Here is a 19,831-nt window from a genome sequence, read left to right on the forward strand (position 1 = left end):
TGGGGGCGCGTCGGGCTGACGAAACCGAGCGTGGTGGCGGAACTCTGCTCTCAGCAGCGGAAGACCTGGAGCCCGGCCGGGGTTCTCGGCTGCCGCCCGCGGTGTCCGGCCGGCCGGTCCGAAGGCGGGAGGGCTCCGGTCGCCCGTGCGGCGCCGGGGGCGCGGACCGCTCGGGGCTCGGTCTCGCCGGGGCGGGACCGGTTCCCGGGGTCCTGGGGTCCGCCCGGGCCGGGGGTGGGTTCACCGGCCCGGCCGTGGAGTTCGGTGCCGGGCTCCATGGCGGAGGTGATGGTTCCGGAGCCGGGCGGGTGGGGGGTCGCAGAGGCCGCCGGGAGGCCGAGGGCCGGCAGGGCGAGCAGTACGGCCGCGAGCAGCGGTATCAGGGTCCGTGGTGTCCCGTGCGGCACGGCGGCGTCTCCCTCCGGCACTCGTTGGGGTTTCCCTACGCACACGTCAAAGGTTGACCAATTAGGTCAACGAAAGGTCAAGGAACACGTTAACGCTTGCTGATCGTTCATGGGACGCGCAACGGCTCCGGTCGGGGCACCGCCCGCCGCGCGGCACCCCTCGGGACCGGGGGCCGACCGGAGCGCGGCGGCGCGCGAAGGGGCGCGGGGCTCCCCCGGACGGGTCTGCCGGGTCCTGGTGCCTACGCTCGTCCGGGTGCGTCCGGCCGGGGCGGCGGCCGGTGCCCCCGGGTCCGCGGGGCTCTGCGGCGGACGGGTGGGCGGCGGGCGGCGGGGTCCCCTCGCGGGGCGGCGTCCGGAGCTGCGGGGGCGACGGCTCATCGGGTTTGGGGGCCGGTACGCAGGGGTTCCGGGGCGCCTCGCCGTCCGGCGGGTGAGGGGACGGCCGTGGGGGACGGCGGCCGTCCGCGCCGTACGGCGGCAACCACGCGGCCCCCGCACGGCCGGACGGGTGACGGCACGGCAGGGGGGGGTGACGCCGTGGCCTTCGCGGTGAGGCGCGCTCGTTGTGCTATTGGGGTACGTGCCCCTCCGCGTACTGCTCCGCGTAGACGCCCGTCGGGGGAACGACCGTGATGATGTCGATCATCACCCCGTCGGGGCCTTCGACGATGAAGTGGCGCTGGCCGAACTCCTCGGTGCGCAGGGTCAGCAGTTCGGCCAGTCCGCCCTCGTCGACGAGGCGCCGGTGTTCGGCGTCGACGTCCTCGACTTCGAAGTTCAGCAGCAGGCCGCCGGCGAGCGGGGTGCGGTGGCCTGCGGGCACGGTGGGGTGGGCCGGGTCGAGCAGGGCGAGTTCGTAGTGGGGCGCGTCGGGGCGGCGGAGGCTGATGTACCAGTCGGCTTCGAAGGTGATCTCGAATCCGAGCCGGCCGGTGTAGAAGTCGCGGGCCACGGCGATGTCGCGGGTGCCGAGCACCGGGTAGAAGCCGTTGAGCTTGCCGGTCATGGCGGTGGGCCTTTCGAGGGAGGGGTCCTGGAGGGGAGCCGACATTCGCATACCCTGGGTATGCGAATCGAACGTTAACATACCCTGGGTATGCGAAATGGGAAGGGCGGTCGGGGAGAGCGATGACGAGCCGGGCGGAACAGCGGGCGGCGACCCGGCGGGCGCTGCTCGCCGAAGGGCGTCGGCGGTTCGCCGCCGCCGGGTACCACGATGTGGTGCTCGCGGAGGTGGCCGAGGCGGCAGGCGTGACCAAGGGGGCCGCGTACCACCACTTCGCCAGCAAGGCGGGGCTGTTCCGGGCCGTGGTGGCCGAGGTGCAGCAGGAGTTGGGCGAGGCGGTGGCGGCGGCCGCCGATGCGCACACCGACCCCTGGGAGCAACTGCGCGCGGGCTGCCGCGCCTTCCTCGCGGCCGGGGCGGATCCGGCGGTGCGCCGGATCGTGCTGCTGGACGCTCCGACCGTGCTCGGCTGGGACGAGTGGCGGGATATGGACGACGATGCGTCGGCCCGGCATCTCGGCGAGGCCCTGGAGTCCGTGATCGCGGCGGGGATCGTACCCGAGCAGCCCGTGGAGCCGCTGGCCCGGCTGCTGTCGGGCGCGATGAACGAGGCGGCGGTCTGGCTGGCACGCTCGGACGGCCCCGGCGCGCTCGCCGCGACCGAGGCGGCGCTGGACCGGCTGCTGGGCGGACTCCGCCGCTGACCCCGGCCGCCGTATGGCCCCCGGGCGCCCATCGGGCGTCCGCTGAGCGGATATCCGCGTCCGCCCTCTCCCCGGGAGGGCGGAGAGCGGGCAGACTCTGCGCCATGTCTGCGTCTGCCGCGTCCTCCATGTCCCCAGAGCCGCTCGCACCCCCCGAGCCGTCCGCTCCCCTCGCGCCCGGTGAGCCCGCCCGGCGCTGGATACCCACCCACGGCGACCCCTACCGGCCGGTCCCCTACCGGCCCGAGCGGATCCCGGCCGCCGAGTCCCTGACCCGGGCGGCGCAGTTGCGGACCCGGATGGAGGAGCGGCGGACGGTACGGCAGTTCGCCCCCGATCCCGTACCGCTGGACGCCGTCCGGTCCGCCGTCGCCTGCGCCGCGACCGCGCCGTCCGGCGCCCATCAGCAGCCGTGGACCTTCGTCCTGGTGCAGGATCCCGAGATCCGGCGGCGGATCCGGGAGGCGGCCGAGGAGGAGGAACGGGTCTCGTACGACGGCCGGCTCGGCGAGGAGTGGCTGGCCGCGCTGCGCCCCCTGGGCACGGACGAGGTCAAGACCCATCTCACCGACGCGCCCGCCCTGATCGTCGTCTTCCAGCAGCGCTACTGGCTCGGCGAGGACGGCACCAAGCGCAAGCACTACTACGTCGACGAGTCCGTCGGGATCGCGGTCGGCATGCTGCTGACGGCCCTTCATCTCTCCGGGCTGGCCGCGCTGGTGCACACACCGAGCCCGATGCGCTTCCTCTCCGAGGTGCTGGACCGGCCCGCCAACGAGAAGGCCTTCGCGGTGGTGCCCGTGGGCTATCCGGCTCCGGACTGCCAGGTCCCGGATCTGGTCCGCAAGACGCTGGACCAGGTGATGGTCGAGATCTGACGGCCATCTGGCAGTGGACATGGACACGTCAGTAGAGTCCCGGCGAGTCCACTGAGCCGGTGCGCACACCGGAGAGGCGGGGTGCGCACCCCGTGCCGAGGAGCGCCCATGTCCCGCCGAGCCCCTGTCGCCTGGTTGCCGCCCGTCCTGCTCGGCGTCGCGGCGGTCGTCGCGATCGCCGCCGTACCGCAGTCGCGGCCGGTGGCCGAACCGGGCGGTACGGACCGTCCCGTCCGGGCGGTACGGGCCGAACAGACCCGTCCCGACACCGGTCCGCCCGAGGCCCCGCCGGGCGGGAAGGCCCGGCCCGACGCCCGTGACGTGGTGCTCGCCGTGCACGGCGGGGCGGGCGCCGCACTGAACCGGGAGACCACGTCACCGCAGCGGGAGAAGGCGTACCGCGACGGGCTCGCGACCGCCCTGCGGGCCGGGCAGCGGGCGCTGGACCGGGGCGGGTCGAGCGTGGACGCCGTGGCGGAGGCGGTGAAGAAACTGGAGGACGATCCACTGTTCAACGCGGGCAAGGGGGCGGTCTTCAACGCGGACGCCGAGCACGAGCTGGACGCCTCCGTCATGCGTGGCTCCGATCTCGCGGCGGGTGCCGTGGCGGGGGTGCGCAGCCTGCGCAATCCCGTGGAGGGGGCGCGGCTGGTGATGGAGAAGTCGAAGCACGTGCTCATCGCGGGCGAAGGAGCGGACGATTTCGGGGCGCGCGGCGGACTGGCCACGGTCACCCAGGACTACTACTGGACCCAGACCCGGTGGGACGCGCTGATACGGGCCAAGGAGGCCGAGCGCGGTTCGAAGACGGCGGCCCGCTCACCCGGGGCGCTCGCCGACCTCTCGTCGCAGGGCACGGTCGGCGCGGTCGCCGTCGACGGCCGGGGCGATGTCGCCGCCGCGACGTCGACGGGCGGGATGACCAATAAACTGCCGGGCCGGATCGGGGACTCACCGCTGATCGGAGCGGGGACGTACGCGAAGAACTCCACGCTCGCGGTGAGCGCCACCGGAGCGGGCGAGTTCTTCATCCGCGGCGCGGCGACCTCGACGATCTCCGATCTGATGGAGTTCAAGGGGCTGGGGGTGGCTCCGGCGGCGTACGACGTGGTCGTCGAACGCCTGCCCCGGCTCGGCGGTCAGGGCGGGGTGATCGCGCTGACCCGGGAGGGGGTGTTCGACGCGCCCCACAGCAGCCCGGGAATGCTCCACGGCTATCTCACCGAGGACGGTGACGTGGTGACGAAGATCTTCCCGGACGAGTCGCCCGCCAACACCTGAGCCGGTGGGGGTACGGGGGCGAGCCGGCGGGCGGAACCGTCCGACGATCCCCCCGGTCGCCGCGTCGCCCTCGGCATCGTCGCCCCTGTCCGCCGCCGGATGCTCCTGCCCTTTCTGTTCGTCCTCGTGTGCGCCGACCGGACCCCGCCGGGTCCGGAGCCTGATATCGGGTGGTTTCCCACCGGAACAACCGAGTGGGACTCGTCCACTTTCCTTCCGCTGGGCCGGGAAAATCCCTCGCCGTCCGGAAAGTCCTGCTCACCCTCCGCCATCAGGGCTGTTCGTCCCGCCGGTCATGGACGTTCGGCCCGTGCGGGGTGCGGCTCGCGGGTCGAGACTGGAGACGGCGGTTCGGGCAGATCCGCCGGTTCTGCGCACACGGAAGAACGGAAGTGCTGTGATGAACGGTCCGGTCGTGGTCGGGGTGGACGGCTCGGCGTCGGCGCTCGCCGCCGTGGAGATCGCGGCCCGGGAGGCCGAGCTGCGCGGGGTGGGGCTCCAGGTCGTGCACGCCTTCATCTGGCCTTCCCTGCATGTCTCCCTCGGCCCCTCCCCCGTCGGCCCCGCCGACGGAGGGCTGCGCAACGCCGCCGACAAGCTGCTCTCCGAGGCCGTCGCACGGGCCCGGGAGACCGAGCCCGGTGTGAAGGTCACGGAGCATCTGGTGACCGGTGAGCCGCTGACGGTGCTGGAGGCCCGTTCGCGCGAGGCGTCGCTGGTGGTCGTCGGCAGCCGGGGCATGGGCGGCTTCATCGGGCTGCTGATCGGGTCCACCGCGGTCCATCTGGCCGCCCACGGCCGGTGCCCGGTGCTGGTGGTCCGCGGTGACGCCGCGGCGACCGGGCCCGTCGTGGTCGCCGTCGACGGTTCGCCCCGGGGTGACGCGGCGATCGGGTTCGCGTTCGCCGAGGCATCGGCACGCGGAGTGGACCTGGTGGCCGTACACGCGTGGAACACCTGGACCGAGCGCGGCGGCGACGACCCGGGCCACCCGCAGAACCTGGTCGACGGCATCGACCGGATGCGGTCGGCGGAGGAGGGGCTGCTGGCCGAGGCGCTCGCGGGCCGGCAGGACCGCTATCCCGAGGTGACCGTGCACCACCGGCTGGTGGAGAACCGGATCCGGCAGGCGCTGATCGAAGCGACCGAACAGGCCCAGTTGATCGTCGTGGGGGCACGGGGCCGCGGCGGCTTCACCGGACTGCTGCTGGGGTCGGTGAGTCAGGCACTGCTGCACCACGGGCACTGCCCGGTGGCGGTGGTCCGCGGCAGCGATTCCTGAGACCACGCCGGTACGGCCTCCGGGACCCGTCGGTCCCGGAGGCCGTACCGTCATATCCAGCACCGTATCGGGCACTCCGGGCACCGGTGCCGGACACTCCGGCCGAACGCATCGACTCGCACACGCCCCGGTCTCTACGATGCCTTTCGGTCGGGTCGTCGTGTTCGGGCCGCCCGCACCGCCGTTCCGCTCCGTCTCGTTCGCCGTCACACCACCGGCCGGCCCGGGTCGCCGCCCGGTGCCTCCCGGGGGTTCGCATGTCCCAGCACAGCCGTCCGTACGACCAGCAGCGTCCGCACAGGGACCGTCCTCACGGCCGGCCGCCCGCCCGCGGGGGTTACGCCGCCTGGTCCGACTTCTGCGCCGTACCGCCGAGCCCGCAGGTGCGGGAGCGGCTGGCCGCCGACGGGACGGGCGGACTGCTGCCGCGTACGACGGCAGGAACCCGGGCCGGGTTCGACGACGGGACCATCATGCCGCCGGAGGCCTACCCGCCGGGCACCCCGGCCGTCACGGTGATGTCGGCGGCGGCCGAACGCCCCCCGCTGCGGGGCGCGGTGCGGGTCGCGGTCGTCCTCGCGGATTTCGCCGACCGCCCGATGACCACGGGCAAGCAGCATTTCGAAGACCTGTTCTTCTCCCTGGGGAAGCTGCCGCACGGCAGTGTCCGCGAGTACTTCCGGGAGGTCACGGGCGGTCTCGTCGATATCGTCGGCGAGGTCGTCGGACCGCTGCGGCTGCCGCAGACGATGGCCTGGTACGCGGGCGGAAACTCGGGCGTCGGCAATCCGGAGGGGGAGCCCCGGGCCCGGGTGATGGCCGAGGACACGGCCCGTGCCGCCGACCCGCTGATGGACTTCGGCCCGTACGACAACGACGGCAACGGCTTCGTGGACGCGTTCATCGTGGTGCACGCGGGTACCGGGGGCGAGACCAGCGGCAGCACCGGTGACCTCTGGTCCCACAAGTGGCTGCTGCCGTCCGCGTACGAGGCCGACGGCACGAAGGTCTACGCCTATCTGACGATCCCCGAGGACGCCCGGATCGGGGTCGCGGCACACGAGATCGGGCATCTCGTCTTCGGGTTCCCCGATCTCTACGACACCGACGGATCGTCGGAGGGGGTCGGCGACTGGTGTCTGATGGCAGGCGGCGCCTGGGGCGGCGGCGGTGACGTCCCGGTCCATCCGTCGGCCTGGTGCAAGCTGCGGCAGGGCTGGGCCGAGGCGGCGCTGGTCGACTCCGACGGACCCGTCGCCTTCGAGGACGTGAAGTCCGCGCGTACGGTGCACCGGCTCTGGACCGGCGGGGCGGTCGGGGACGAGTACTTCCTGGTGGAGAACCGGCAGCCCACCGGCTACGACGCCTCGTTGCCCGCGGGCGGACTGCTGGTGTGGCATATCGACGAGAGCCGCGAAGACAACACCGACGACGGCCGGTACCGGGTCGCGCTCGTCCAGGCCGACGCGCTGGGCGATCTGGAGGGCGCACGGAACCGCGGCGACGCGGGGGACCCCTTCCCCGGCAGTTCGGGCAATACGGCGCTCACCGGCGAGAGCAAACCGGGCTCGCTGACGAACGCGGGCGGCGACAGCGGGGTCGCCCTGACCGCGATCTCGGCGCCGGGGCCGGTGATGACGGCGACGGTGACCGTGAACGCCCCGGTGACGGCGCCCGCCGGCGGCTGACGGAAACGGCTCCCTCAGGCCCTGCCGGGTACGGGCGCTGCGCACCCCGGACCGGCTCAGGTAGGCACCTGGGGCGGTCCGCCCCGGGCGTCCAGGATGCGTAACGCCTCGTCGAGCGCGGCACGCTGCTCCGGCGACATCGTGCCGACGAACGCCACCAGGGCACGGGTCGGGCAGTCGCCGTGCGCCCAGGCCTCGTTCATCAGGGCCGCCGCGTACTCGGCGCGGGTCGCGACCGCGGTGTAGCGGTAGGCCCGGCCGTCGAGTTCGCGGCGGAGCAGTCCCTTGCGGTGGACCTTGTCCATGACGGTCATCACGGTCGTGTAGGCGATGGTCCGTTCCCGCCGGAGTTCGAGCAGCACCTCGCGGACCGTGACCGGCCGGTCCAGCCGCCACACCCGGGTCATCACCGCGTCTTCCAGCTCTCCCAGTTGTCCCTTCACGGAAACCACACTAAGGGCTGCCTCCCAGCCGTTTGCCCGATTATCACCGGGGCGGTGAGGGTGCCACGGCCGCGGTCTCAGGGGCGGCGCGCCTCCACGATCATGGGGACACGGTCGGGGTACGCCATCACCGCGGCCGACTCGCGGGGTTCGGCGCTCCCGGGGACGGGGCGCAGCCGCCAGCGGGCGAGGAGCGTGGCCAGGGCGATGGTGGCCTCGGTCCACGCGAAGGTGTCGCCGATGCACTTGCGGTTTCCGGCCCCGAAGGGGACGAAGGCCTCCCGCGGTACCGCTGCCCGTCGCTCCGGGAGCCACCGGTCCGGGTCGAAGCGGTCGGGGTCGGGGTAGAGGGCCGGGTCCCGGTGCATGGCGTAGAGGCTGAAGGCGACTTCCACCCCGGCCGGAAGCGGGTGCCCGGCCAGCTCGACCGGTTCCGTGGTGCGGCGCATCAGCAGGGTGGCGCCGTGCAGCCGGACCGACTCGTCGAGCACGCGGCGGATCGTGCCGAGGCGGGGGATGTCGTCGACGGTGACGGGCCGGTCACCGGTCACCTCGTCGATCTCGGCGAGGACATCCCGCTCGACCCGGGGGTGGCGGGCGATCTCGGAGACGGCCCAGCCGAGGACGCAGGCGGTGGTGTCGGTTCCGGCGAACAGGAAGGTGACGAGTTCGTCCCGGACCTCCTCGTCGGTCAGGCCGAGCCCGGTGGCCTCGTCACGGGCGTCGAGCAGCAGGGACACCAGGTCCGTACCGCCTTCGTCCCGGTGCTGCCGGGTGGTGACGACCACGTCGTCGATGATGCGCCGCAGATTGGCCCCCGCCCGGTCGAAGTCCCGGTGGATGCGGATGGGCAGTCGTTCGAGGACCTTCGGGGACGCCGCCCTCAACAGCATGGTGCGCAGGATGACGGGCAGATCGCGCAGGGCCGCGTCCACCGCGGGGCGGCCCATGTCCGTGGAGAACATGGTTTCGGCGAGCGTCTCGATGGTGTATTCGCTCATCACGTGCCCGATGTCGACCTGCTGTCCGTCGGTCCAGCTGTCGGCGAGGGCGACGGCGCGACGGCTCATCACCGCTGCGTACCCCTCGATCCGGGAGCGGTGGAACATCGGCTGGATCAGCCTGCGATGGGTGCGGTGGACGTCCCCGTTGGCGGTCGCGAGTCCATTGCCGAAGAGGGTGCGGACCCGGTCGTAGAGACGCCCCTTCTCGAACGATCGGGAGTGTTCCACCGTGACCTGGTGGATGACGCGGGCGCTGGTGGCGACGTAGATCGGCAGGGTGCCGAGGTCGATGCGCACGAGTTCACCGCTCTTGCGCAGGGTCCGGAGGAAGCCGAGGGGGTCACGGCCGAGCCGGATGGTGTGGCCGATCAGCGGGAGTGCGCCGGGGGCGCGGGGTATGTGCTGCAAGCGGTTGGACGCCACGGAGCAACTCCTTGTGCCGGAACGCCCCCGGGCCGGCCGGCCGCGCAGCGGCCCCGGTGGGCGGCGTGCGGCGGAAGGAGGCCCCTGGACAGGCCGAAAGGAACGGACAAAAGTCGGAGAAGGGGTGGAATCGGCGGATCGTATCGTACGCGGATCACGGGGCCGCTCCAAGAGAACGGGCACCGGTTCCGGGGACTTCGTCCCCGGGACCGGGCGGGTCGCGCCGCCCGGTCGGCTCGGCCTGCGGGGAGTCGTGTCAGCTCCGGCGGCGGACCGGTCCGGAGGTCGTCAGTTCCGGCGCCGGGCCCGGCCGATGAGCCGTCGCCACCAGGAGGGCGGGGCGGGCGGCTCGGGTGCCTGTGCGGGGGCGACCGCGTCGACGGCGACCCCTGGGAGGGGCTGGGCCTTGGGAGCCTCCGTACTGACGTGGAAGTCGTCGGCCCGCAGGGCGTGACGCGGGGTGAACCGCACCGGGAGCGACTGGATGCGCCGGCTCAGCCAGGCGCTGCTGACGGGCAGCTCGGAGTCCATGACGGCGAGTTCGAGGCCGGGCAGCATGGCGAGCATCGCGTCGATGCCGGTGTCGGCGATGGCCCGGCCGATATCCTGCCCCGGGCAGCCGTGGGGTCCGTTGCCGAAGGCCAGATGCGAGCGGTTGCCGTACATGGACGCCGACGGGTCCGGCCTGATCGCGGGGTCGATATTGCCCGCGGCCAGGCCCAGCATCATCAGATCACCGGCTTTGATCTGCTGCCCGGCGAGGACCGTGTCGCCGGTCGCCCAGCGCCCCGGGATCACCGACATCGGGGGCGCGTCCCACAGCACCTGGTCCAGGGCGTTCGGCAGGGTCATCTGACCGCCCGACAGACTGGCGCGGAAGGAACCGTCGGTCAGGACCAGACGCAGGGTGTTGATGATCAGGTTCATGGTGGTCTCGTTGGCCATGACCAGGATGAGCCGGAGGTGTTCGACGACCTCGTCGTCCGTCAGGCCGGATTCGTGCTGGAGGAGAGTGGTCGCCAGATCACGTCCGGGTTCCTCCTTCTTGCGCTCGACCAGTCTGCGGAGGGTCTGCACCACATACTCGTTGCTGGCCAGCGCCGACTCGGTGCCCTTGATCAAGTCGAGGGCGGCTGCCACCAGCTCGGGCCCGTTCTCCTCGGGCATGCCGAGCAGCTGGGTCATCACCAGCATGGGGAGCTGCTCGGCGTACTCCTTGACGAGGTCCGCTTCGCCCCTCGGTTCGAAGGCGTCCACCAGTTGCCGGGTGTAGCGCACTACATAGCGCCGGATGCCGTGCCGGTTGAACTGTCCGAGGCCGTCGTTGACGGCCCCGCGCAGCCGGGCGTGCTCCTCCCCGTCGACGAAGAGGCAGAGCGGCTGCCAGGCGAGCGTCGGGGCGAGCGGCGAGTCCGCCGGCACCCGCCCCTCCTTGAACATCGTCCAGATGCGCGAGTCACGGGAGTAGAGGGAGGGGGTCCGCATGACCTCCAGGTTCTCCCGGTGGCCCAGCACCAGCCAGGCCGGGAGGTTGCCGTGGAGGAGGACGGGGGCCACGGGCCCGTACTCGCGCCGCAGCCTTTCGTACATCGCCTGGGGGTTGGCCTCGGCCGCGGGGCCGTAGATCCTCACGAGGCCCTCGGGACCGAGGTCCTGCCCGAGGTTGTGTGCGGGGCACTTGGGCGGTGGGGCCTGGGCTTCTCGGTCAGGGACTACGTCTGAGCGCGGGGTGGTCACCGTTGGCCTCCGAAGCCGGGAGTGTGCGGTCGTCCGGACACCCGTCGCGGCAGGGTTCCGTCCCGCGGTACGCGATCGCCCGGACAGGACCCGGAAGGTCGTCGGGTCCCGGGCCGCAGGCAGCATAGCCCTGTTCGATTCCCATACGACAAGCCGTCAGAAAGCTTTTCGCCCGCAGGAGTTCAGCACACCGGCTCACAGGCCTCGGGGAGTACGGGCAGTGACGGCCACGGTGGTCCTTGCCGCTCCGGTGCAGGGCCGTCCCCGTACCCGCAGTCCCGGCGGTTCGGATGTTCTCCGCGGCTTCGTCGGCGGCCACGGCGTCTCCGGGGCGACTGCGGAGACGCCTCCGGACATCGGCGTAGGCATGGGGGGACAGTTGAAGTAGATAACACTCTTGGGAGTAGACGATCTCCTCGAACAGCCCGCTCGTACCGTGGCCCCGTTTCCGTTCAGGGGTGCCGGGGCCGGGTTCAGGGGTGCCGGGCCGGTCAGCCTCCCGGGGAGCGGGCGGGTGCGGTCGGGGCCGGCGGGCCGTGGTGGAAACCGGAGCCGGAGGGGGCCGCGTTGAGGACCTTCACTCCGGCGACCACGGCGAGGGCGAACACCACGGCCGTCAGCAGGGCGAGCGTGAGGCGCCGGCGGCGTTCGCGGCGCCGCCAGCCGGCGCTGGCGGCGCGGTAGGCACCGGGGTCGGGCCGGACCTGGTCGGCCACGGCTGCCAGGGCCTCCCGCAGCCGGGTCTCGGTCTCGGGGACGCCCGGTCCGTTCGGGGAGCCGGTGGGGCGTGCGTTCATCGGCGGTTCTCCATGACCTGGGTCAGTGCGGCGATACCGCGCGCGGTGTGGGTCTTCACCGAACCGGGCGAGATCCCCATGGCCTCGGCAATCTCGGCCTCCTTCAGCCCCAGCCAGTGCCGGAGGACGAGGGCCTCCCGCTGGCGGGGCGGCAGTTGCCGCAGCGCACCGATCAGTGCCTGCTGGTCGTCGCGGAGGAGGGCCGTGTGTTCGGCGGAGGCGACGGATTCGGGGATGCGGTCCGCGCCGGGGGCCTGGACATGGCGGCGTACGACCTGGAGATGACGTATCCGCATCCTGGTCAGATTGCAGACGACGGAACGCAGATACGCCTCCGCGCTCTCCGTCCGCCGCAGTCTGCGCCACTTGCGGTACAGCTCGTAGTACGCCTCGGCGACGATGTTCTCCGGGTCGTCGGCGCCCAGGAGCGTGGCGAGGCGGAGCATGGATGTGTAGTGCGCCTCGAAGAGCCCGGCGAGAGCGGTCTCCCGTTCGGTGTCCGCGCCACCGCCTCCGGCCGGCGGGGGCGGCGCGGTCAGGGTGCTCGGGGGACGTGGGGCGCGTGGGGCACGTGGGGCACGTCTCATGGGGTGCCTCTTTCCCCGGTACGGGCAGCAGCCGGGTGCCCGGGGCCCCGGCGCCGCCGGGAGAGCACCGTACCCGCCCCGGCGACCGCGAGATTGAGCAGGAGCGCCGCCAGTCCCGCGTACACCTGGAGGGACGAACCACCCGGGCCGAGGGGGACCACGGAGGAGAAGCCCTCCCGGACGACCGCGGCGGTGCCGAAGGCCATCCCGGCGGCCCAGCCCGCCAGCAGCGCCCCGGGGCGCAGCCCGCGGACGTAGAGGCCGAGGGCGACCGCGGGGAGGATCTGCAGGATCCACACACCCCCGAGGAGCTGGAGGTGGACGGCGGCCTGGTCCCGCAGTCCGAAGACGAAGGCGACGGCACCGGCCTTGGCCGTGAGGGAGACCGCTCGGGCGACGCGCACCTGGCGTTTGGGGGTGGCGGTGGGCTGGAGGAAGGGGACGTACACATTGCGGACGAACAGTGCCGCGGCGGCGACGGACATCACGGCCGCGGGCACCAGGGCGCCGACGGTGATCGCGCCGAGGACGAGTCCGGCGAGCGGGGCCGGCATCAGCTCGGTGACGAGCAGCGGGACCGCGGACTCGGCGCCGCCCGGCGGGGTGCGCACCCCGGCGGCGACGGCCGCGATGCCCAGCAGGCCGAAGAGGGCGAGGACGGCGGTCCAGACCGGCAGGGCGACCGTGGCCTTGCGCAGGGCGCGGGGGCCGGAGGCGGCGAAGCCGACGGTGAGGACGTGCGGATACATCAGCAGGGCGAGCGCCGAGCCGAGCGCGAGGGTGGCGAACGCCGGCTGCTGACCATCCGTCAGCAGCAGGGAAGGCCCGCTGTCACGGGCGGCCAGTTCCCCGGCGGCCGCGCCGAACACCCCGCCGGGTCCCCCGAAGCGGTCCAGGACGAGCCAGACCAGGGCGGCGACGGAACCGAGGACGGCCACGCCCTTGAAGCCGGAGATGACGGCAGGGGCGCGCAGCCCGTGCCGGTAGGTGGCGACGGCCAGTCCGGCGAAGAGGGCGACCATCACCGGATCGGCCGTGGCCGGGGCGGGCCCGGCGGCGTCGAGTACGGCGCGGATCCCGAGCAACTGGAGCGCCAGGTAGGGCATCGTGGCGAGGATGCCGGTGAGAGCGACGGCCAGTTCGAGCGGCGCGGAGCCGTATCGGGCCCGGACGAGGTCGGCGACGGTGACACAGCCGTGCGCGCGGGCCGCCGACCAGAGTCTGGGCAGCAGGACGAAGGCCAGGGGGCAGACGATGACCGTGTAGGGGACGGCGAAGAAGGCCAGGGCGCCGTTGCCGTAGGCCAGTCCGGGGACCGCGGTGAAGGTGTAGGCGGTGAACACCGTGCCGCCGAGCAGCAGCCAGGTCCAGCCGGGGCCGAGCTTCCGGTCCGCGAGGGCCCAGCCGTCGAGGGACGGCAGGGCGTCGGTGGTACGGAACCGGCGGGCCGCGGCGGCCAGCAGGGACGCGGCGCCGATGACGGCGAGGAACGCCGTGGTGACGGCGGATCCGCTCATCGGTCACCCCCCAGTGCTGTCTGTCCGGACCTGCCGGTCCCCCGCTCGCCGCCCCGCCCCGCGGCCGGGCGGATCCGACGGCCGTCCCCTGTCAACCAAACGGCGGTGACCGGCAACTCTTGCACAGTCCGGCCGGAACACCGAGCGGACCTGTGGACAACTGGCGCAGAAGCCCGGCGCCCCCGCAGAAACCGCAGTAACCGCAGTAACCGCAGAAAGCTGAGGTCGGAGTGGTGGTAAGCGAGCAGCGGACGGAGCGGGACGAGGACCGTCCGGTGTCCCGGCTCCGGCGCGCGTCGGCCGCCGTCGCACTGCTGGCCCCCGTGGTGGCACTGCTCTGGGTGCCCTCGTACGCGACGGGCGGACCCCGCCTCGCGGGCATCCCGTTCTTCTACTGGTACCAGTTGGCCTGGGTGCCCGGCTGCGGCCTCGGGCTGCTGGCCGCCTATCTGCTCACCCGTCCGCGGCGGCCGGAGACCTGAGCGGGACCGGCCGGGGGGCGCCCGTCCCCGCGTCACCGCTCCCCCGCTCTCCCGTATCGCCGTTCCGCCCGCACCCCTGTTTCCGTTCTTCCCCTTCCGCTGTCCCCGTCCTGTCGAGGAGCCCCCGTGTTGCCGTCCCCCTCGCCCCTGTCCCGGGCGAATCCCGTGAAGATCATGATCTGGGCGGCGGTCGCCGTCGTCGGCGCGCTCTGCTGGGGCGTGCTGGCGCTCTCCCGCGGTGAGGAGATCTCCGCCGTCTGGCTGGTGGCCGCCGCGCTCGGCTCGTACGCCATCGCCTACCGCTTCTACTCGCGCTTCGTCGTCACCCGGGTGCTGAAGCCGGACGACACCCGTGCCACTCCCGCCGAGCGGCTGGAGGACGGGGTCGACTACCAGCCCACCGACAAACGGGTGCTGCTCGGCCATCACTTCGCCGCCATCGCGGGCGCGGGTCCGCTCGTGGGTCCTGTACTGGCGGTGCAGATGGGGTATCTGCCGGGCACCATCTGGATCGTGTTCGGTGTGATCTTCGCCGGGGCGGTGCAGGACATGGTGGTGCTGTTCCTGTCGATGCGGCGGGACGGCAAGAGCCTCGGACAGATGGCCCGTGAGGAGATCGGCCGAGTCGGCGGTACTGCGGCACTGATCGCCGTCTTCGCCATCATGATCATCCTGTTGGCCGTGCTGGCGCTGGTCGTGGTCAATGCGCTGGCGCATTCGCCCTGGGGCACCTTCTCGGTGGCGATGACCATCCCGATCGCCCTGTTCATGGGCTTCTATCTGCACATCATGCGGCCCGGCCGGGTGCTGGAGACCAGTCTGATCGGGGTGGCGCTGCTTCTGCTGGCGATCGTGGGAGGCGGCTGGATCCAGGAGTCGTCCCTCGCCGGCACCTTCACCCTCAGCCCGACGACGCTCGTGTTCTGTCTGGTCGGGTACGGGTTCGTGGCCTCGGTGCTCCCGGTGTGGATGCTGCTGGCGCCCCGGGACTACCTCTCCACCTTTATGAAGATCGGTACGATCGCGCTGCTCGCGCTCGGGGTGGTGTTCGCGGCCCCGAAGCTTCAGGCGGACGCCGTGACGGACTTCGCCTCCTCGGGGGACGGGCCGGTCTTCGCCGGTTCGCTCTTCCCGTTCCTGTTCATCACCATCGCCTGCGGTGCCCTGTCCGGCTTCCACTCCCTGGTCTCCTCCGGCACCACGCCGAAGCTGATCGCCAAGGAGTCCCAGGTCCGGATGATCGGCTACGGGGCGATGCTGATGGAGTCGTTCGTCGCCGTGATGGCGCTGATCGCCGCCGCGGTCCTCGACCCGGGCCTCTACTACGCCATGAACGCCCCGGCCGGACTGCTGGGCAACACCGTCGAATCGGCTTCCGCGGCGGTGGCGAATCTGGGCTTCACCATCACACCGGACGAACTGGCCGCGGCGGCGAAGGCGGTGGAGGAGTCCACCCTGGTCGCCCGGACCGGTGGCGCGCCGACCCTCGCCGTCGGGATGGCGCAGATCTTCTCCGATGTCATCGGCGGCGAGGGCATGAAGGCGTTCTGGTACCACTTCGCCATCATGTTCGAGGCGCTGTTCATCCTGACGACCGTCGACGCGGGGACCCGGGTGGGCCGTTTCATGCTTCAGGACATGCTGGGCAATGTGTGGAAGCCGATGGGCCGGGTCAACTGGAAGCCCGGTATCTGGCTGGCGAGTGCGCTGGTCGTCGGCGGCTGGGGGTACTTCCTGTACGCGGGTGCCACCGATCCGCTCGGCGGGATCAACCAGCTCTTCCCGCTCTTCGGTATCGCCAACCAGCTCCTCGCGGCCGTGGCGCTGACCGTGGCGACGACGCTGCTGGTGAAGTCGGGGCGGTTCCGCTGGGCCTGGGTGACCGGTGTGCCGCTCGCGTTCACCGTGGCGGTGACGTTCACCGCGAGCTGGCAGAAGGTGTTCTCGCCCGACCCCCGGGTCGGCTTCTTCGCACAGCGCGACCGGTTCGCCGACGCCGCCGACGCGGGGAAGGTGCTGGCCCCCGCCAAGAACGCCGACGATATGGACACCATCGTGCTCAACTCCACCGTGGACGGGGTGCTGATCATCCTCTTCGTGCTGCTGGTGACGGTGGTCGTCGTCAACGCGGCCGTGGTCTGCGTCCGCGCCCTGCGCGCCCCCACCCTGCCACCGACCACCGAGACGCCCTATGTGGCGTCCGCCCTGGACGTCCCGGCGCCGGAGGCGAAGGCAGGGGTGCACGAATGACCGCCGCGGCGGTGGGGAACCGGCTGCGTGCCGTGTACCGGTATCTGCGGGAGGTCAGCGGGGACACTGCGTACGACCGCTACTGCGAGCACCGGCTCCGGGCCCGGCCCGGCGAGCCGGTGCCGACCCGGCGGGAGTTCCAGCGGCAGCGGGCCCGGAAGCTGGAGGAGTCTCCGCAGTCACGCTGCTGCTGACGGGCGGGGCGGGGCGGCGGGCCCGGGGATCTCCCGGGCCCGCCGGCTCCGGCGGGTACCGGCGCCGACCGTGGTGTCAGTCCGCCGGGGCGCTCAGCCACTGGGCCACGGCATCGGCCACCGGCTGCTCCGTCTCCAGCTCGATGAAGCCGAACTGGCCCCCCTGGTTGCACTCCAGGAACCACCACGTCCCCTCGGCGTCCTCGGCGAAGTCGAAGGCTCCGTAGGCCAGACCGGCCAGTTCCGTGTAGCGGGTGACCGCGCGCCGGACCCGGTCCGGTACCGGGACCGGCTCCCACATGTGCCCGGTCTCCCCGTAGCGGCCGTCCACCTGGCCGGGGGCGGCCGTCTTACGGGCGGCGAAGAGTTCCTCGCCCACACAGGTCAGCCGGACGTCGGCTTCCTTCGCGATGTAGCGCTGGAGCAGCGTGGGTCCCGCCGCCACATCGGAGAAGTCGGCGTCCGCCGGTACGAGCGTGGTGGGCAGCGCCATCGGGGGGTCGTGCGGCGGCTTGCCCGACACGGCCTTGACCACGACGTGCCGGTACTGGTCCGCGAACTGCCGGGCCACCTGCGGATAGGTGGTGACGACCGTCGCGGGCACCGGAAAGCCGCTGCGGTGGGCGAGGCGCAGCTGCCACGGCTTCAGCCGTGCCCTGGCGGCCGCGCCGGGCTCGTTCATCCAGCGCGCGGTGGTGCTGTGGAGCATGCCGTAGAGAGCCTGTCCGCTTTCGGCGGTCAGCCAGGCGGAAGGCTCGGGGGCACGGGCGGCGGGCTCACCGGGCCGGCGCACCCAGATGGAGCGCAGGCCGTCCATGCTGACGACCCGCCCTCCGGTGGACAGATAACCGCGGAATTCGCCCCGTACGTACTCGGCGGAGAGCGTGCCGTCTCCCGGGAGGTCGGCGGGGTCGAACCGGACGAGGGGGACACCGCGTTTGTGGAGCTGTGCCACCACCATGTCCGCGGTCACGTCCTCCTCGCTGGTAAGGATCAGTACCGTCATTTCAGGGAAGCGTCAGTCGTCGAAGTGGGTGGCGGAGCCCGCCGTCGAAGTGGTGGTGCCGACCGCCGCCAGCAGGGCCCGGTCCAGGATGGCGGGACGACCGTCGGGCAGGACGTTCATCTGAAGGGTGGCGTCGTACGAGTACTGATCGACGACGGGCGACAGCTCGGCCGGACGTGCGTAGTTCCACGCGAACGGTTTCATGCTTTTCTCCCTGCCCCGCTCGGGACTGTTCTCGGGCCACCGCGTGGCCGCGTAAGGAGCAATACGGGGCCGCGATGTAGCCAGTTCATCACGGTCCGTCATATTGCGGATAAAGCTTGCCAGTCGACACCCGCCCGGCCCCGCGATCGCATATGCCACAGTGAACATGACCGCGCAGACGGGCCGTTGAAGTTTTCCTGACAACCAAGGAGACGCTTGAACCGGCAATTTCGTGCACTGGAAAGTGGAGTGACCTCCGTCACCATCCGACCCACCAGCCACACCTGCCACGATCACTCCGCAATTCACACACGCACCTCCGTCGTTATGAAACAGAGCGTGATGGCGCGTTTCTCTTCCGTGAGTTCTGCCCGTACCTGATGCCTTGGCCACGAAAAGGGTGGAGCGCGGATCCGTCGCCCGGCAGACGGCGCGGGTCGTCCGCGAACGGACCGCGCCCCCTCGTACCAGCGGCGGTCCCGCGGCTGCGGGCTACGGTGTGCCGCTACCAGGCTCGCACACGCATAGGCATTTTTCGCGGGTACGCGCCACTGTTCGCGCAGGGATCGTCACTCTCGCGTCACACAGGGACGGCAAACAGCGCATTTCAGATACGTTCCCCAGGGCGGTTGAGAGCGCCGCCGGACAACAACTGATGCCGGCCCCGATATCGGGGAACTTCCGGTGGGCACCGAGCGTTCCCGGCCATTTGGCGGAGTTCCGGGAAGTGCGAATGCGTACGGCGCGGGCGAAACGGGCCCATGGACGGCGCAGGGGGCGTCGTTCCGCTCTCAGGGCCGCTGTGTCCCCGGATCTTTCACGGTGTCCGTGAATCCCTGCCAGGCCTCTTCCGTGCCGGGTTCGGCGGTATGCGGGGAACGGAACCTGACGAGGAAGTCGTCGGGGTCCTCCGGGCTCCGGCGCAGCCGGTAGGGGGCGAGGGCACCGGGGTCGGGCCGGCTGGCCGCCCCTATGACGCAGTAATACTTCGCCGCGAGGTCCGAGACGGTGACGAACCACGGCTCTCCCCCGCCGGTCTCGGCGGTCCGGTGGCGGTCCCCGAAGCCGAGGGGTACACGGCCGAGGGCGGTGGCCTCGGTGTTCCAGGCCGCCAGGGCCCGGCAGCCGCCGGATTCGTCGATTCCGCCGGGCCGGTGCCGCAGGGGGGAACGGTAGCCCGGGGGCTGCCTCCGGGGCATGGGATCATCCGGCGCTCCGGCGCCGGGCGGTCTCGTAGACGGCGGCGCCCGCGACGACCGACCCGGCGACCACCAGCAGCAGCACGGCCGGGGAGGCGCCGGCGCGCAGCAGGAGGGCGCCGATCAGCCCGCCCGTGAACATGGCGCCGACAGTAGCCAGGCGGCGGGCCTGGCGCCCGGCACCGGAGTCGATGCGGGTGTCGGCCCCGAGGGGGGCGAGGAGCGCGGTCAGCGAGCGGGTGGCGACCGTGGTGGTGAAGTCGGGCACCCGGGCGCGGAGCGTGGTGATGTTCCGTATCCCCATGGCAACCGCGACCAGGGCGGTGAGCGCGGGTTGCGGCCCGGCCGGGTGCGCGCCGGTGTGCCAGGCGACGGCTGCGGCGGCGGTCAGCAGGGCCGCCTCGGTGAGCAGGGCGGGGCCGAACCAGTGGCGGCCGCGACGGCCGAGACCGGATTCGAAGCGGGCCCCGAGCACGGCACCCGCGACGAAGCCGCCGAGGGAGGCGGCGGAGGCCGCCGGGGAGAGTCCGCCCTCCCCGGCCACCGCGAAGCCGAGGAGCAGGAGGTTCCCGGTCTGGACGGCCGTGAAGACGGGGCCGAGTACCAGGAAGCTGACGGCCTCGACGATCCCGGTGGTGAGGGTGAGGACGACCAGGGCGGCGGTGAGGGCGGATCCGGCCGGTGGTTTCACGATTCACTGCACCTCCGGGCTCCGCACTCACCGTGCGCTGTGGTCCTG

At 72.1% G+C, this 19,831-nt stretch carries 20 protein-coding genes; 8 read left to right on the forward strand and 12 right to left on the reverse strand.

Translation table 11 applies throughout. The annotated features are described in order from the left end of the window. Positions 1 to 50 precede the first annotated feature (50 nt). Complete coding sequence (locus tag ACIQ9E_RS23350) at positions 51 to 428, reverse strand: hypothetical protein (RefSeq protein ID WP_403709944.1); 378 nt, start codon at positions 426 to 428, stop codon at positions 51 to 53. A 550-nt stretch (positions 429 to 978) separates the two neighbouring features. Next, positions 979 to 1,461 (reverse strand): VOC family protein, encoded by a 483-nt coding sequence (locus tag ACIQ9E_RS23355; protein WP_403709946.1) that lies wholly within the window; start codon positions 1,459 to 1,461, stop codon positions 979 to 981. Positions 1,462 to 1,538: 77 nt separating this feature from the next. Between ACIQ9E_RS23355 and ACIQ9E_RS23360 the strand changes: the two genes are divergently transcribed. From ACIQ9E_RS23360 to ACIQ9E_RS23380, 5 genes are all read left to right on the forward strand, one after another. Then, entirely contained in the window at positions 1,539 to 2,120 is a 582-nt protein-coding gene (locus ACIQ9E_RS23360) for a TetR/AcrR family transcriptional regulator (protein ID WP_403709947.1), read from the forward strand. Positions 2,121 to 2,248: 128 nt separating this feature from the next. Further along, positions 2,249 to 2,998 carry a nitroreductase family protein gene (locus ACIQ9E_RS23365; RefSeq protein WP_403710244.1) on the forward strand — a complete coding sequence of 250 codons (750 nt, stop codon included), beginning with the start codon at positions 2,249 to 2,251 and terminating at the stop codon, positions 2,996 to 2,998. 108 nt (positions 2,999 to 3,106) lie between these two features. Further along, positions 3,107 to 4,279, forward strand: a complete 1,173-nt coding sequence (locus ACIQ9E_RS23370) for an isoaspartyl peptidase/L-asparaginase family protein (RefSeq protein ID WP_403709949.1) — start codon at positions 3,107 to 3,109, stop codon at positions 4,277 to 4,279. A 400-nt stretch (positions 4,280 to 4,679) separates the two neighbouring features. After that, on the forward strand, positions 4,680 to 5,561 hold the full coding sequence (locus ACIQ9E_RS23375; protein WP_403709951.1) for a universal stress protein: 882 nt from the start codon (positions 4,680 to 4,682) through the stop codon (positions 5,559 to 5,561). Positions 5,562 to 5,818: 257 nt separating this feature from the next. Beyond that, a complete protein-coding gene (locus ACIQ9E_RS23380; RefSeq protein WP_403709953.1) occupies positions 5,819 to 7,249 on the forward strand; it encodes a M6 family metalloprotease domain-containing protein in 1,431 nt (476 codons plus the stop codon). Between the two features lie 56 nt (positions 7,250 to 7,305). Here ACIQ9E_RS23380 and ACIQ9E_RS23385 read toward each other — a convergent pair whose 3' ends face one another. The 6 genes from ACIQ9E_RS23385 to ACIQ9E_RS23410 all read right to left on the reverse strand — a co-directional run bounded on the left by ACIQ9E_RS23385 (position 7,306) and on the right by ACIQ9E_RS23410 (position 13,757). Next, positions 7,306 to 7,692, reverse strand: coding sequence for a BlaI/MecI/CopY family transcriptional regulator (locus ACIQ9E_RS23385; RefSeq protein ID WP_403709955.1), 387 nt, complete (start codon positions 7,690 to 7,692; stop codon positions 7,306 to 7,308). A 77-nt stretch (positions 7,693 to 7,769) separates the two neighbouring features. Continuing rightward, the gene (locus tag ACIQ9E_RS23390) at positions 7,770 to 9,119 is read right to left on the reverse strand and encodes a cytochrome P450 (protein WP_403709957.1); all 1,350 of its coding nucleotides are present in this window, start codon (positions 9,117 to 9,119) and stop codon (positions 7,770 to 7,772) included. Positions 9,120 to 9,407: 288 nt separating this feature from the next. Next, positions 9,408 to 10,856: a cytochrome P450 gene (locus tag ACIQ9E_RS23395; RefSeq protein ID WP_403709958.1), complete on the reverse strand. Its 1,449-nt coding sequence runs from the start codon at positions 10,854 to 10,856 to the stop codon at positions 9,408 to 9,410. A 491-nt stretch (positions 10,857 to 11,347) separates the two neighbouring features. Further along, on the reverse strand, positions 11,348 to 11,653 hold the full coding sequence (locus ACIQ9E_RS23400) for a hypothetical protein (protein ID WP_403709960.1): 306 nt from the start codon (positions 11,651 to 11,653) through the stop codon (positions 11,348 to 11,350). Then, positions 11,650 to 12,240 carry an RNA polymerase sigma factor gene (locus ACIQ9E_RS23405; RefSeq protein ID WP_403709962.1) on the reverse strand — a complete coding sequence of 197 codons (591 nt, stop codon included), beginning with the start codon at positions 12,238 to 12,240 and terminating at the stop codon, positions 11,650 to 11,652. The genes ACIQ9E_RS23400 and ACIQ9E_RS23405 overlap by 4 nt, the downstream gene beginning before the upstream one ends. Continuing rightward, the gene (locus tag ACIQ9E_RS23410; protein WP_403709964.1) at positions 12,237 to 13,757 is read right to left on the reverse strand and encodes a sodium:solute symporter; all 1,521 of its coding nucleotides are present in this window, start codon (positions 13,755 to 13,757) and stop codon (positions 12,237 to 12,239) included. The genes ACIQ9E_RS23405 and ACIQ9E_RS23410 overlap by 4 nt, the downstream gene beginning before the upstream one ends. A 230-nt stretch (positions 13,758 to 13,987) precedes the next feature. Between ACIQ9E_RS23410 and ACIQ9E_RS23415 the strand changes: the two genes are divergently transcribed. The 3 genes from ACIQ9E_RS23415 to ACIQ9E_RS23425 all read left to right on the forward strand — a co-directional run bounded on the left by ACIQ9E_RS23415 (position 13,988) and on the right by ACIQ9E_RS23425 (position 16,683). Next, positions 13,988 to 14,239, forward strand: a complete 252-nt coding sequence (locus tag ACIQ9E_RS23415) for a DUF3311 domain-containing protein (protein ID WP_403709966.1) — start codon at positions 13,988 to 13,990, stop codon at positions 14,237 to 14,239. 174 nt (positions 14,240 to 14,413) lie between these two features. Then, positions 14,414 to 16,489, forward strand: a complete 2,076-nt coding sequence (locus ACIQ9E_RS23420) for a carbon starvation CstA family protein (protein ID WP_403710246.1) — start codon at positions 14,414 to 14,416, stop codon at positions 16,487 to 16,489. After that, the gene (locus ACIQ9E_RS23425) at positions 16,486 to 16,683 is read left to right on the forward strand and encodes a CstA-like transporter-associated (seleno)protein (RefSeq protein WP_403709968.1); all 198 of its coding nucleotides are present in this window, start codon (positions 16,486 to 16,488) and stop codon (positions 16,681 to 16,683) included. The genes ACIQ9E_RS23420 and ACIQ9E_RS23425 overlap by 4 nt, the downstream gene beginning before the upstream one ends. A gap of 76 nt (positions 16,684 to 16,759) precedes the next feature. Here the strand turns inward: ACIQ9E_RS23425 and tgmB are convergent, their stop codons facing one another. The 4 genes from tgmB to ACIQ9E_RS23445 form a co-directional block, all read right to left on the reverse strand. Then, positions 16,760 to 17,689 carry an ATP-grasp ribosomal peptide maturase gene (gene tgmB / locus ACIQ9E_RS23430; protein ID WP_403709970.1) on the reverse strand — a complete coding sequence of 310 codons (930 nt, stop codon included), beginning with the start codon at positions 17,687 to 17,689 and terminating at the stop codon, positions 16,760 to 16,762. A 12-nt stretch (positions 17,690 to 17,701) separates the two neighbouring features. Further along, on the reverse strand, positions 17,702 to 17,893 hold the full coding sequence (gene tgmA, locus ACIQ9E_RS23435) for a putative ATP-grasp-modified RiPP (RefSeq protein WP_006351063.1): 192 nt from the start codon (positions 17,891 to 17,893) through the stop codon (positions 17,702 to 17,704). A gap of 791 nt (positions 17,894 to 18,684) precedes the next feature. Next, complete coding sequence (locus ACIQ9E_RS23440) at positions 18,685 to 19,092, reverse strand: hypothetical protein (RefSeq protein WP_403709973.1); 408 nt, start codon at positions 19,090 to 19,092, stop codon at positions 18,685 to 18,687. A gap of 4 nt (positions 19,093 to 19,096) precedes the next feature. After that, the gene (locus ACIQ9E_RS23445; RefSeq protein ID WP_403709975.1) at positions 19,097 to 19,783 is read right to left on the reverse strand and encodes a YoaK family protein; all 687 of its coding nucleotides are present in this window, start codon (positions 19,781 to 19,783) and stop codon (positions 19,097 to 19,099) included. Between the last annotated feature and the right edge of the window lie 48 nt (positions 19,784 to 19,831).

The sequence above is a fragment of the Streptomyces sp. NPDC094448 genome (assembly GCF_044763775.1).
Classification (GTDB): Bacteria; Actinomycetota; Actinomycetes; order Streptomycetales; family Streptomycetaceae; genus Streptomyces.

Excerpts from the sequence above, each read along its gene's own strand:
- ACIQ9E_RS23365 (WP_403710244.1), top strand. The coding sequence starts at position 2,249 with ATGTCCCCAGAGCCGCTCGCACCCCCCGAGCCGTCCGCTCCCCTCGCG.
- tgmA (WP_006351063.1), bottom strand. The coding sequence starts at position 17,893 with ATGAAACCGTTCGCGTGGAACTACGCACGTCCGGCCGAGCTGTCGCCC.
- ACIQ9E_RS23380 (WP_403709953.1), top strand. The coding sequence starts at position 5,819 with ATGTCCCAGCACAGCCGTCCGTACGACCAGCAGCGTCCGCACAGGGAC.
- ACIQ9E_RS23375 (WP_403709951.1), top strand. The coding sequence starts at position 4,680 with ATGAACGGTCCGGTCGTGGTCGGGGTGGACGGCTCGGCGTCGGCGCTC.
- ACIQ9E_RS23440 (WP_403709973.1), bottom strand. The coding sequence starts at position 19,092 with ATGCCCCGGAGGCAGCCCCCGGGCTACCGTTCCCCCCTGCGGCACCGG.
- ACIQ9E_RS23410 (WP_403709964.1), bottom strand. The coding sequence starts at position 13,757 with ATGAGCGGATCCGCCGTCACCACGGCGTTCCTCGCCGTCATCGGCGCC.
- ACIQ9E_RS23400 (WP_403709960.1), bottom strand. The coding sequence starts at position 11,653 with ATGAACGCACGCCCCACCGGCTCCCCGAACGGACCGGGCGTCCCCGAG.
- ACIQ9E_RS23405 (WP_403709962.1), bottom strand. The coding sequence starts at position 12,240 with ATGAGACGTGCCCCACGTGCCCCACGCGCCCCACGTCCCCCGAGCACC.
- ACIQ9E_RS23360 (WP_403709947.1), top strand. The coding sequence starts at position 1,539 with ATGACGAGCCGGGCGGAACAGCGGGCGGCGACCCGGCGGGCGCTGCTC.
- ACIQ9E_RS23425 (WP_403709968.1), top strand. The coding sequence starts at position 16,486 with ATGACCGCCGCGGCGGTGGGGAACCGGCTGCGTGCCGTGTACCGGTAT.
- ACIQ9E_RS23420 (WP_403710246.1), top strand. The coding sequence starts at position 14,414 with ATGATCTGGGCGGCGGTCGCCGTCGTCGGCGCGCTCTGCTGGGGCGTG.
- ACIQ9E_RS23370 (WP_403709949.1), top strand. The coding sequence starts at position 3,107 with ATGTCCCGCCGAGCCCCTGTCGCCTGGTTGCCGCCCGTCCTGCTCGGC.
- ACIQ9E_RS23355 (WP_403709946.1), bottom strand. The coding sequence starts at position 1,461 with ATGTCGGCTCCCCTCCAGGACCCCTCCCTCGAAAGGCCCACCGCCATG.
- tgmB (WP_403709970.1), bottom strand. The coding sequence starts at position 17,689 with ATGACGGTACTGATCCTTACCAGCGAGGAGGACGTGACCGCGGACATG.